At 59.6% G+C, this 12,452-nt stretch carries 10 protein-coding genes; 6 read left to right on the plus strand and 4 right to left on the minus strand.

All coding sequences use genetic code 11. From position 1 onward, the window contains the following. Positions 1-7 precede the first annotated feature (7 nt). The 4 genes from soxC to BUA42_RS03430 all read left to right on the plus strand — a co-directional run bounded on the left by soxC (position 8) and on the right by BUA42_RS03430 (position 4,666). The gene (gene soxC, locus BUA42_RS03415) at positions 8-1,282 is read left to right on the plus strand and encodes a sulfite dehydrogenase (protein ID WP_072776267.1); all 1,275 of its coding nucleotides are present in this window, start codon (positions 8-10) and stop codon (positions 1,280-1,282) included. Continuing rightward, on the plus strand, positions 1,266-2,285 hold the full coding sequence (locus tag BUA42_RS03420) for a c-type cytochrome (protein WP_072776268.1): 1,020 nt from the start codon (positions 1,266-1,268) through the stop codon (positions 2,283-2,285). Before soxC ends, BUA42_RS03420 begins: the two co-directional genes overlap by 17 nt. A 390-nt stretch (positions 2,286-2,675) precedes the next feature. Continuing rightward, positions 2,676-3,335, plus strand: coding sequence for a c-type cytochrome (locus tag BUA42_RS03425; RefSeq protein WP_245818963.1), 660 nt, complete (start codon positions 2,676-2,678; stop codon positions 3,333-3,335). 62 nt (positions 3,336-3,397) lie between these two features. Continuing rightward, on the plus strand, positions 3,398-4,666 hold the full coding sequence (locus BUA42_RS03430; protein ID WP_072776269.1) for an NAD(P)/FAD-dependent oxidoreductase: 1,269 nt from the start codon (positions 3,398-3,400) through the stop codon (positions 4,664-4,666). 719 nt (positions 4,667-5,385) lie between these two features. Here the strand turns inward: BUA42_RS03430 and BUA42_RS03435 are convergent. The 4 genes from BUA42_RS03435 to BUA42_RS03450 form a co-directional block, all read right to left on the minus strand. Continuing rightward, the gene (locus tag BUA42_RS03435; protein ID WP_072776270.1) at positions 5,386-6,267 is read right to left on the minus strand and encodes a carbohydrate ABC transporter permease; all 882 of its coding nucleotides are present in this window, start codon (positions 6,265-6,267) and stop codon (positions 5,386-5,388) included. A gap of 12 nt (positions 6,268-6,279) precedes the next feature. Beyond that, positions 6,280-7,302, minus strand: a complete 1,023-nt coding sequence (locus BUA42_RS03440; protein ID WP_072776271.1) for a carbohydrate ABC transporter permease — start codon at positions 7,300-7,302, stop codon at positions 6,280-6,282. Between the two features lie 75 nt (positions 7,303-7,377). After that, the gene (locus BUA42_RS03445) at positions 7,378-8,619 is read right to left on the minus strand and encodes an ABC transporter substrate-binding protein (RefSeq protein WP_072776272.1); all 1,242 of its coding nucleotides are present in this window, start codon (positions 8,617-8,619) and stop codon (positions 7,378-7,380) included. Between the two features lie 76 nt (positions 8,620-8,695). Then, positions 8,696-9,748, minus strand: coding sequence for an ABC transporter ATP-binding protein (locus BUA42_RS03450; protein WP_072776273.1), 1,053 nt, complete (start codon positions 9,746-9,748; stop codon positions 8,696-8,698). A 300-nt stretch (positions 9,749-10,048) separates the two neighbouring features. Between BUA42_RS03450 and BUA42_RS03455 the strand changes: the two genes are divergently transcribed. Both BUA42_RS03455 and BUA42_RS03460 read left to right on the plus strand, forming a co-directional pair. Continuing rightward, positions 10,049-11,929, plus strand: a complete 1,881-nt coding sequence (locus tag BUA42_RS03455) for an acyl-CoA synthetase (protein WP_072776274.1) — start codon at positions 10,049-10,051, stop codon at positions 11,927-11,929. 125 nt (positions 11,930-12,054) lie between these two features. Further along, positions 12,055-12,447, plus strand: a complete 393-nt coding sequence (locus BUA42_RS03460) for a DUF1801 domain-containing protein (protein ID WP_218588604.1) — start codon at positions 12,055-12,057, stop codon at positions 12,445-12,447. The last annotated feature ends 5 nt before the right edge of the window (positions 12,448-12,452 follow it).

The following is a 12,452-nucleotide window of genomic DNA, read 5'->3' on the forward strand; positions in this document are numbered from 1 at the left end:
GTGAGACATGTCTGACATCCTCAAACCCTCGCGCCGCGCGTTTCTGCGTGGCTCAGCTGCGGCAGCGGCAGGACTGACGGCGGGCGCAGCCGCACGTGCTGGAACACCTGATCCGCTCATCACCGAGATACAGCCTTGGGCGCAAGTCTTCGGCGATGGTGTTGATGCCACGCCCTATGGTCTGCCCATCGAGTACGAAAGCGACGTGATCCGGCGCAACGTGGAATGGCTCACCGCTGACACCACAAGCTCGATCAACTTCACGCCGATCCACGCGCTCGACGGAACGATCACGCCGCAGGGCTGTGCGTTCGAACGGCACCACTCGGGCGCGATCGAGCTGCGCAAGCAGGACTACCGCCTGATGGTCAATGGTCTTGTCGATACGCCGCTGGTGTTCACCTATGACGACCTCGAACGCTTCCCGCGCGAGAACCATGTGTATTTCTGCGAATGCGCCGCGAACACCGGCATGGAATGGGCGGGGGCGCAGCTCAATGGTGCCCAATTCACGCACGGGATGATCCACAATATGGAATACACCGGCGTCTCGCTGCGCACGATCCTGAACGAAGCGGGTCTTGGGGCTGCTGGCGATCTGGCAGACAAATGGGTCTATGTCGAAGGCGCGGATGCGTCCTCGAACGGGCGGTCGATCCCGATGGAAAAAGCGCTCGACGATGTGCTTGTTGCCTTCAAGGCAAATGGTGAAGCGCTGCGTAAAGAACACGGCTACCCGGTGCGCCTTGTCGTTCCGGGCTGGGAAGGCAACCTCTGGGTCAAATGGCTGCGCCGCATCGAAGTGATGGACGGTCCCGTCGAAAGCCGGGAAGAGACGTCGAAATACACCGATACGCTGGAAGATGGCACCAGCCGCAAATGGACATGGGTGATGGACGCGAAATCCGTCATCACCTCGCCCAGCCCGCAAGCACCGATCACACACGGCCACGGCTCGCTGGTGATCACCGGACTTGCATGGTCGGGCCACGGTGCGATCACGCGCGTGGATGTGTCCAAGGATGGCGGTGTCACGTGGGAGACCGCACGCCTAGCCAAGCCGGGCGAGAAAATGGCGCTGACGCGCTTCTACCTCGATACCGAGTGGAACGGCGAAGAGATGCTGCTGCAGGCCCGCGCGATGGACGAGACCGGCTATGTCCAGCCGACGAAGGATCAGCTGCGCGAAGTGCGTGGTGAGAATTCGATCTACCACAACAATTGTATTCAGACGTGGCACGTGATGCCGAACGGGGAGGCAGAAAATGTCGAAGTTTCCTAAACTGATCGGAGGCGCGGCGCTTCTTGCATCCACGGCGGTGCTCACAACCGAGGCACTGGCAAACGGCAAACTTGGTCTGGGCCGCGAAGCACTGCCAGAAGAGATCGCTGCCTGGGATGTCGATATTCGCCCGGATGGTCAGGGCCTGCCTGTCGGCTCCGGTTCTGTCGCTGACGGGGAGATGCTGTTCTCCGACAATTGCGCAGCCTGCCACGGGGAATTCGCGGAAGGTGTCGACAACTGGCCAGAACTGGCCGGCGGTGAAGGCACCTTGGCGGATGAAGACCCGGTGAAGACGGTCGGAAGCTACTGGCCGTACCTGTCCACCGCGTGGGACTACGTCCACCGCTCCATGCCTTATGGCAGCGCGCAGACGCTGACCGATGACGAGGTTTACGCCATCGTCGCCTACATCCTCTACTCGAACTTTCTCGTTGAAGACGATTTCGTCCTGTCGAACGAGAATTTCCTCGACGTCGAAATGCCGAACGCGGACGGGTTCATCATCGATGATCGCGCTGAGGCGGAATATGCCCAGTGGCGGACCGAGCCTTGCATGAGTGACTGCAAGGACAGCGTCGAAATCACGATGCGCGCGTCTGTGCTGAACGTGACCCCAGAGGACGAGGCGTCGGCCGACACCGGGGAAGCCGAGGTTGTTCAGGTCGCGGCTGCGGCGGAACCTGCGGTCGATCCCGCACTTGTCGAAGCCGGAGAGAAGGTGTTCGGCAAGTGCAAAGCCTGCCACCAAGTGGGCGAGGGGGCAAAGAACCGCTCCGGCCCCATACTGAATGGCATTTTAGGTGCCGATATCGCGTCCGTGGACGGGTTCAGATACTCCAAGACGCTGGCTGAGATGGACGGCGTATGGACTGAAGAAGCGCTTGCAGGCTTCCTCGCCGACCCGCGCGGTTATGCCAAGGGCACCAAGATGAGCTTTGCCGGATTGAAGAAGGAAGACGATATTGCAGCCGTTACTGCATATCTGTCGACGTTCGAATAAGGTGATTTTGCGCGGCGCGGCATTGTCCTGCAGCGCGTCGCGACTGTCGAAGGTTCTGTTGGTGTAGGTACAATGGCACAGTCATCGGGCATGATCCTTTCGGTACTGGGCGGCGTGGCTTTGGTCCTTGGCACCGCCTATGGCTGGACGGCCCGAGACCATCGAGATGCCGAACTCGCGGCACTGACCGATCGCCTTGCGCAAGTCGAAGCCCGAAGTGCTTCCCTTTCCGAACAGGCCGCGCAAGTCTCTGAACTTGAGGCCAAATTGTCCGAGCTTGAAGCCGCTCTGGTTGCGGCGCAGGAAGAGGCCGAGGCCGCGCGACAGGCCGCTTTGGCACCCACGCCAGTCATTGAGTCACCAGCGGAGTCAGAACCCGAAGAGGACACCGTGGTTGCCGTCGCGGATGGGCTGGAGTTCGGCGACCCGGAACAGGGCAAGGCCGTGTTCGGGCAATGCAGCTTTTGCCACAAGATCGGGCAGGGGGCGCAAGACGGCATCGGTCCACATCTGAACGGCATCTTCGGTCGCCGGGCAGGCGCGCATGAAGGGTTCAAATACTCCGAAGACATGTCGATGATGGGCGCGGATGGTCTGACCTGGAACCTCGAGACTCTCAACGCCTACCTCGAGAACCCCAAAGCGCTCGTGTCGCGAACACGGATGAATTTCGCGGGTCTTGAGGAGGAACAGGACCGAGCGGATATTCTGGCCTACCTGCGCCAGTTCTCGGCCAGCCCGCAGAACATTCCCGAAGCCGCACCCACTGCGCAGGCGCGCGAGGTCGAATTGCCGGACGATATCCTCGCCATTGTGGGGGACACGGATTACGGCGAATACCTGTCAAGCGAATGCAAGACCTGCCACCAGCAGGACGGCACCGACGAAGGCATCCCGTCAATCACGCAATGGCCCACCGAGGATTTCGTGATCGCGATGCACGCCTACAAGCAAAAGCTGCGTCCGCATCCTGTCATGCAAATGATGGCGGGCCGATTGTCCGCAGAAGAGATTGCTGCATTGGCGGCGTATTTTGGTAATCTGGACTAGGGCGAGAGGACGCCAGACACAGATCGCACCTGATTTTTTCGAGTATTCCAGGGAGGAATGATATGAAACTGAACAGACGTGAATTCGTGGGCACCGGCGTCGCCGCAGCCTCAACGCTTGCCGCGCCGATAGTCCATGCGGCGGGGCACGGGAAGCCCAAGGTCGTGGTCGTCGGTGGCGGTGCCGGAGGCGCCACCGCGGCGCGCTACATCGCCAAGGACAGCGAGGGCGAGATCGATGTGACGTTGATCGAACCGAGCCGCAGCTACTACACCTGCTTTTTTTCGAACCTTTACATCGGCGGCTTCCGCGAACTGGACAGCATCGAGCATTCGTACGGAACACTGGCCGCAGAGTACGGAATCAACGTTGTGCACGACTGGGCCACGGGTGTGGATCGCGACGCGAAAACGGTTGCCTTGGCCGGTGGCGGGTCGGTGCCCTATGACCGGCTGGTGTTGAGCCCGGGCATTGATTTCGTCGAGGGATCGGTTGCGGGCTGGGATCTGAATGCGCAAAACGCCATGCCGCATGCCTACAAGGGCGGCAGCCAGACCGAGCTTCTGAAGGCACAGATCGAAGCGATGCCGGAAGGCGGCACATTTGTCATGGTCGCCCCGCCCAATCCGTACCGTTGCCCGCCCGGACCGTACGAGCGCATCTCGATGGTGGCACATGTGCTGAACACGTCGAACCCCACCGCCAAGATCATCATCGCCGACCCGAAGGAAAGCTTTTCGAAGCAGGCGCTGTTCGAGGAAGGCTGGCAGAAGCATTATGGCGGCATGATTACCCGGATCGGTCCGGATTTCGGCGGCGGTAACGTGACCGTCGATCCTGCGGCGATGACGGTCGACATCGATGGCGAGACGGTGAATGCCGACGTGGTAAACGTCATCCCCGCGCAAAAGGCGGGTCATATCTGTGACGCGGCAGGTCTGACTGAAGGCAACTGGGCACCTGTCGTGCCGCAGACGATGCAGTCGCGGATGGACGAGAACATCCACATCCTCGGCGATGCCACCAACCAGGGCGACATGCCGAAATCCGGCTATTCGGCCAACTCTCAGGCCAAGGTGGCCGCGATGGCGGTGCGCGGGGCGCTGACCGGAAGCCGCGTGTTCCCGGCCAAATTCTCGAACACCTGCTGGTCTCTCATCGAGACCAATGACGGCGTGAAGGTCGGTGCCACCTATGAGGCGACCGACGAAAAGATCGCCAAGGTCGATGGGTTTGTGAGCCAGACCGGCGAAGACGCAGCGCTGCGCAAGGCGACTTACGAAGAAAGCATCGGCTGGTACGAAGGCATCACCACCGACATGTTCGGGTAAGCCTTTCCGGGCCGGGCGCCAGTCCGGCCCTTGTGTCGAACGGCTGGCGCCGTCCGACCGGATGGGGGCTCTGCCCCCGTCCGCCTGCGGCGCGTTTGACTGCGGCAGACACGAAGGCCACCAAGTTCTTCGTTCTTGCGTTCTGATATCCTGATCTGCTCCGTGCGGGTACGGTTCGTTCTTTGAAACCACTCCATTTCTCTCGCAAGCCCCAAGTCTATTTTCAGAGACAAAATCGGTGTCGCGATGCGCCGTTCTCTTGTTATTGGCGTCGCAAGGTCAACGCCCAAATCTGCAACCACCTGCTTGCGCGTCAGGTCACTCGTTAGCGCGATCCATAACGCACCAGCCCGGAGTTCCTCCGTCGGTTTTATTCCGATGTTTTGCCTCCTTTGCTGCAACAAGTGCTATCAAAGGATGGACATGACACCGCGAAAGCTGCGCAATGGTCCAAAGAGGATCAAAACCTGAACGAAGATGATCTTTAGTCACCGGTTCCAACGGGAGCAGGTCAAACCCAAAATTCGAAGACAGATCGTTCTGTTTTCGATGTCCTTCACACCAATGCGCCGTAACCGAAGATAAACATGCAAGGTGTTGGTGAAGCACTGATTTCATACCCTCTGGCTGGGCGTCTTGAGATTCCAAGAAATCAAAACGGCAAACGAATGCGGCATGTTTTGCAGATGCTCAGAGCGATCAAAACGAAAAGAGTGCTTTCAGCCCTTAACGGCTCCAGCTGTCAGACCGGACACGATCTGGCGTTGGAAGAACATGATCAGGAGGAACAGTGGCGCGGTGGTTGAGACGACTGCGGCGACGGCGAACATGACGTTGCCCTTCGTCTGGGTCGTGCCGAGGAAGGACGCGATTTTCGGCACCATTGTCTGGTTCTGCTTGTCGAGGATCATCGCCGTCACGGCGAAGTCGTTGTACGCCAGCAAGAAGCTGAAGAGCCCCGTGGTGATGACGCCCGGCCACATCACCGGGATAATGACATAGCGAAACGCTTGGAACCGCGTACAGCCATCCACCATCGCGGACTCGTCGAGGTCCTGTGGGATGTTCTTGAAGAACGAATGCAGCATCCAGAGCGTGAAGGGCTGGTTGATCGCCACAAGGACAATGATCGCGGTCGGCAGGTAGCCCCAGATATTCCAGTCGAAGAACACCGGAAGATATCCGGACACCAGCGTGATTGGCGGCATGGCCCTGAAGATGAGGGCGATGAGAAGGAACCAGAACGCGTAGCGATAGGTGGAGCGCGCCAGTGCGTAGCCGCCAAGCGTGCCGAAGGTAAGCGAGATCGACACGACAAAGAGGCAGACCAGCGTCGAATTCCACGCCGCACGCCAGAACTCTTCCTGCACCCAGGCACCATAATAGCCTTGGGTCGTGAAGGTGTCGCCGGTCTCGATCTCGGTCATGCGGCCGGTCAGGGCATTCGTCCAGTTGTTAAGCGAGAAGAAATCAGCCTCGACCTTGAACGACCCCCAGAGCGTCCAGAAGAACGGAAAAGCCGCTGCGATCATCCAGACGACCAGCGTCACGAACAGGACGATCTGAAGAGCGAGGGGGCGTTTCTGAGCTTTACTGGCCATCGATCGTCTCCCTCACGCCTTGCCGTAACTGCGATACGTGCGGACGAGCACGGGCGACAGCAGGATCGCGACGCCGATTACCGTCAACACCGAGGTGGCGGCGGCAGAACTGAGCTGCTGCGTTTCACCGCTCAGATCGTTGTAGATCGCCCAACTCAGCGACGTCGCGTGGGCCTGCGCATTGAAGCTGATGATCGGCTCGAACACCCGGAAATTGTCCATGAGCTGGATCAGCGCGATGAAGGTCGTCAGGGGCAACAGATGCGGGATCACCACATGACGGATCTGCTGCCAGCGGCTCGCCCCGTCGATCCGGGCGGCCTCGAGCGTGTCGGTGCTCACGGTTTGCAGTCCGGCATAGTAGACGATGAATGCGAAGGGCGCAGAGGACCAGACACCATAGACCATCAGCATGATCCACATGAGACCGGTGTCGGCCTTGACTGAAAGCGACGGATCGTCCGCGAGGTATCGCAGCGCGGTGCCGATCACGCCGCGGGCATCGACCATCCAGAACAGGATCAGACCGCCGATAAGTGGCGTCACGATATTGGGCAGGAGCGTGAAAAAGATCAGCGGCCCGCGCAGCGATCGCGCGGCACTGTTCACCGCGACGGCGATGATGAAACCGAAGAGGATCGTCAGCGGCGTGACGACTGCGACATATGTCAGAGTGAAGCCCAACGCCTTGTAGAAGGGCAGGTTCATCAGGCGAACGACGAAGTCACCGATGCCCTCGCTCTGCTGCCATGTCTGAGCGAATTCATTGACGGCAAGGTGGTTGCGATCTTTGTAGATCTCGAGCCCGGCAAACCGCCCCAACGGTTGTTCTTCGCGTAAAGCGGCGGTGGCTTCCTGGTCGATTGCGGTCGCGGTCGTGCAGCCGAACGGGCCGCAATTCTCGACCTCGATAATCACCTGTTCGTGGGCCACATGGAACGACTGGATCACGACCGAGACGATGGGGAAAAAGATAAACAGCATCATCGCGGTGGCCGAGGGCAGAACGAACCAGAAGAAAGCGTTGTGTTTCATCGAAGGCCTTGCTCATGCGCGATGGGCTGAAAGGAGAGGCGAGGGCGGCGGACCGCCCCCGCGTTGCGTAACGGGTTAGTTGACGAAGCCCTTTTCACGGGCGGCGGCTGTATAGGCCGCTTCGATGTCCGACAGCGTCTGCTCGGCGCTTTCGTCGCCCTGAAGGAAGTCTGCGATGTTGTCGCCCAGTGCGGTGTGCAGCAGCCCGTGATGCGGCAGCATCGGGTAGGGTGTGGTGCCCATCGAGATGGCCGAGAACACACCTTCGTTCACGGGGGCAGGCGTGTAGCCTTCGATCATCCACACCGCCTGACCCATCGTCTCGTCGTTCAGGATCGCGGGGCTGATGCCATGCTTCATGGCCTTGAACGTCGCCTCCGCGTCTTCATCACTGATGTTCTTCGCGACAGTCCAGCCGTCCCACCACAGAGTCGACGCAGGCGTGCCGGCGCCGGCGACGGTCATCGGACCGGCGACAGCGGTGTTCTCATAGACCTGCGGCTCGGAGCCTTCGGCATCCATCAGAACGCCGGTCCGAGAGCCCCACATGTTCATGAGCGCGACGTTGCCTGCTTCCCACTCCGCGCTGGTGGCGTTCGAGTCGTGGGTCAGGAAGTCGGGGTTCATGTATTCGCTGAGCGCTTTCAGCATCTCAAGCGTCGCAACACCGGCTTCGTTGTTGATTGACACCTGTGCCGTACCCGGTTCGTAGAAAGACCCGCCGTGGCCGAGATACATGTTCACGAATTCCTGTGCGAGGTTCCAGCCAGCGGCATAGGCGCCGCCAAGTGGATACTCGAGGATGCCTTCAGAACGGATTGTTTCGGCTGCGGCCAGCATCTCTTCGTAGGTCTTCGGAGGCTCTGCGCCGATCTGTTCTAGGATGTCCGCGCGGTACACGAGGTGCTGCGCGTTCGCCATGAAGGCCACCGCCATCACCTGACCGTTGATGGTGATCAGCTGTTGGGTCGGGATGTCCTGACCATGCGCCGCGATCAGATCGTCCAGAGGACGGATCACGTCTTCGTTGATCAATGCCACGATGGACGAGTTCGCCACGATCGCCGTGGTGTATTCCGCTGGGTTGCCCTGCATACCGGGCAGGTTGATCGTCTGGTGATCCGCCGTGAGGTTGGCCTCAGCATCTGACAAGCCCTCACATGCTTGCGCATTGCGCGCAACTGTCTGGATCGCGGGGAATTCGTTGCCGATGATGCTGAGCCGTCCGCCGTCAATGCCGCAATCGGCCGCCATCGCCGTCGTCGCGCCGGCGGCGGCAAGGAACGAGCCCGCCATCAGGATGTTTTTGAGTTTCATTTTGGTCTCCCTGTGTGTTCAGGTGCGTCTTGCAAGCCCGCACCATTGTGTCCCGGTTGTCCGGGAATATCGTGTCTCACGCGCTCAGGCGCTTTCCGGTGTCCGTGTCGAAGACGTGACAGATATCGGCAGGCACGCTGATTGACACCGTATCATCGATCTCGGCCCGGAAGGATTTGTCGGCTTTCACCGCGACGAGCGCCTGTCCGATGCGGACCGACACCATCGTCGCGTCACCGAGAAGCTCTAGCGTATAAATCGGTGCTGTTATCTGACCGTTTCCATCTTCCGCGATGGATGCGTCTTCGGCACGGAAACCAAGCGTCACCTTACCATCGGGCGCGCGCAAACCTTCCACGCGTGTGCGCTGCGTTTCGAACACGCCGCCGCGCATCTCTCCGTCGATCAGGTTCATCGCAGGATTGCCGATGAAACTTGCGACAAAGGCGTTTGCGGGTTTGTCGTAAATCTCGGTCGGGCTGCCGACTTGCTGGACAATCCCCTTCTGCATGACGACCACCCTGTCGGCGAGTGTCATTGCCTCGATCTGATCGTGGGTGACGTAGATCGTCGTCACCGCCAATTCGTGGCTGAGATTCTTGATCTGCGCCCGGGTCGATACACGTAGTTTCGCGTCGAGGTTCGACAGTGGCTCATCCATGAGAAATACGTTGGGTTCCCGCACAATGGCCCGGGCCAGGGCCACGCGCTGTCGCTGGCCGCCCGACAGTTCCGCGGGTTTGCGGTGCAGGAAATCGTCGAGTTCCACCATCCGAGAGGCGCGCCGCACCCGTTCGTCATGGGTGGAGGCATCGACGCCACGGACCCGCAGCGGAAAGCGAATGTTCTCGTAGACATTCATGTTTGGGTAAAGCGCGTAGGACTGGAACACCATCGCCACGTCGCGATCTTTGGGGTCCAAATTGTTGATGACTTTACCATCAATCGCGATCTCACCTTCGGTGATATCCTCAAGCCCGGCAATCATGCGCATGGTCGTCGTCTTACCACAGCCCGAAGGCCCAAGCAGGACAAGAAATTCCTTGTCCGCGATTGTGAGGTTGAAATTGTCTACCCCAACGAACGATCCCCATCGTTTATTGACGTTCCTGAGCTGAATTTCAGCCATGCTTCCCCCTGCGCAAAGAGCATTTTTGCGGTAGACTGGCTCAGCAAGCCACAGGCATCTGCGTTTGGCAAGAATTCTTTGCAAACGTGTGCAAAAAACCGATGCCGGGCTATCACGCGGTGGTACATCCTGGCAGATGACGCCACTGCACAGGGGAGGAGACGGCTGAAAAACGCTTGGAACGCAGCGTCATGACGAATTTGTCGTTGCGTCGCACTGTCTTGCTTGGCGCGATTTTCCGCTAAAGACAGCGCAGAACAATTGATCCGCGGATCTGCGGGACACGTGGGAGGGGACACCATGACATTCGCCAGCTTTGAAGACCGGAACGCAATCGAAAACGAGATGCCGTGGGACGCTCGCGATCTTCCCAGAACGCTTTACGGCCAACTCAGCAAAACTGCGACTGCGTTCCCCGATAGACCTGCGGTCAGTTACCAGTTGTTGTCCGCGCCGACCGACAAGGCAGAGACGCTGACCTGGTCCGAACTGCACAGCAAAACCGTTCAGGCGGCGAACCTCTTTCGCAAGCTTGGTGTCGGCGAAAATGACGTGGTCGCCTATGTCCTGCCCAACTGTCACGAGACCATCCTAACGCTGCTTGGCGGAGCGATCGCGGGTATTGTGAACCCGATCAACCCGCTACTTGAACCCGAACAGATCGGCGCAATTCTGCGGGAAACCGATGCCAAGGTCGTCGTGACGCTCAAAGCGTTCCCCAAAACGGATGTGGCCCAAAAAGTGGCCGAGGCCTGCCGCCACGCCCCGCATGTGCAAACGGTGCTTGAGGTTGACCTCAACCGTTACCTGACCCCGCCGAAATCGTGGATCGTGCCGCTTGTGCGGCCCAAGAACCCGGGCGGGCACCATGCCGATGTGCTCAGCTTCAACGCTGAACTGAAAAAACAGAATACGACGCTCGATTTCGCGGACAGTTCCGACGACCGGGTTGCCGCCTATTTCCACACCGGTGGCACGACCGGGATGCCCAAGGTCGCGCAGCATCGCTATTCTGGACTGATCTACAACGGCTGGCTCGGCAATCGACTGCTCTTTACCGAAGAGGACAGCATCATGTGCCCGCTGCCGCTCTTCCACGTGTTCGCCTGTCACGTGATCCTGATGGCGTCGGTCGTTTCGGGCGCGCATACAGTCTTTCCGACGCCGCAAGGTTATCGGGGTGAAGGCGTGTTCGACAATTTCTGGAAGCTCTGCGAGCGCTGGAAAACCACTTTCGTGATCACCGTTCCAACGGCGATGTCGGCGCTGATGCAACGTCCGGTCGATGCCGATCTTTCGGCGATCAAGACAGCGTTTTCGGGCTCATCCCCGCTGCCGCTTGAATTGTTCAACCGGTTCGAGAAGGCCTGCGGCGTGACGGTCGTCGAAGGCTACGGTCTGACCGAGGCGACCTGCCTTGTCTCGTGCAACCCGCCCGACGGAGAAAAGAAGGTCGGATCGGTCGGCATTCCGTTTCCGTACACCGACGTCAAGATCATCACGCAAAAGGACGGTTCCGTCATTGAATGCGCGGCGGACGAAATCGGCGAGATCTGCGTTTCGAACCCCGGGGTCTTTGCCGGGAACACGTATACCGAAGCCGAAAAGAACGCCGACCTGTTCTACTACGACAAGTACCTGCGTACCGGCGATCTGGGACGGATCGACCCGGATGGCTACCTCTGGATCACCGGTCGCGCGAAAGACTTGATCATCCGCGGCGGGCATAACATCGATCCGGCCGAAATCGAAGAAGCTCTGCTTGCGCATCCGGCCGTCGCCTTCGCCGGGGCCATCGGGCAACCCGACGCGCATGCCGGAGAACTGCCCTGTGCCTTCGTCGAACTGGTCGCAGGCGCGTCCACCACCGAGGAAGAACTCCTGGAGCATTGCACCGTCCACGTCCACGAACGCGCGGCCTATCCCAAGCACATGACAATCCTCGACGAACTGCCGAAAACCGCGGTTGGAAAGGTCTTCAAACCCGACCTGCGTAAACACGCCATCACCCGCGTCTTCAACGCAGCCTTGGACAAGGCAGGCAGCCCGGCCCGCGTGGTATCGGTCATCGACGACAAGAAACGCGGGCTTGTTGCACAGGTTGACCTGCACGGCGCGGCAACAGACGACGTCGGCCACATCCTCGGCAATTTCGCCAACCGCTGGGAAGAGGCGGCCTGACCAAGGTTCGGATCGGCTTCGCTGATCCGCAGGGAACGCCTGCGGCTCGAGTGATCACACCTTTTGAATAAGAAATGTACGGCCTCTACTTGACGAAATATTGACAGCGCACCGATGTTGCGATGGTGAAAGTCGCGCCAAACCCTCCTCCGAGTGTTGATGCCGCCTTGGCGGTACATCCGGAGGCTATACAAACGGTGCTGCACGAGCTGCGCGCTCTGATCCTAGACGTGGCGTCTGTGACGGACGGGATCGGAGACGTGACGGAAACTCTGAAATGGGGCCAGCCGTCATTTTCGGTTCCGACAGGCACGCCGTTGAGGATTGGGGTTACCAAGGCAGGAGCTCCCGCCTTGTTCGTTCACTGCCAGACGACTGTCATTGCGGATGCCCGCGCTGTGTTTTCTGGCGATCTTCGCTTCGAGGGAAACCGCGCGGTTGTGTTTGATACAGACACGGCTTTGCCCGAAAGCGCTTTGCGCCATGTCATTCGCGCAGCGCTCACCTATCGGCTTTGACGCGC

It is taken from the genome of Marivita hallyeonensis (genome assembly GCF_900129875.1).
Classification (GTDB): domain Bacteria; phylum Pseudomonadota; class Alphaproteobacteria; order Rhodobacterales; family Rhodobacteraceae; genus Marivita; species Marivita hallyeonensis.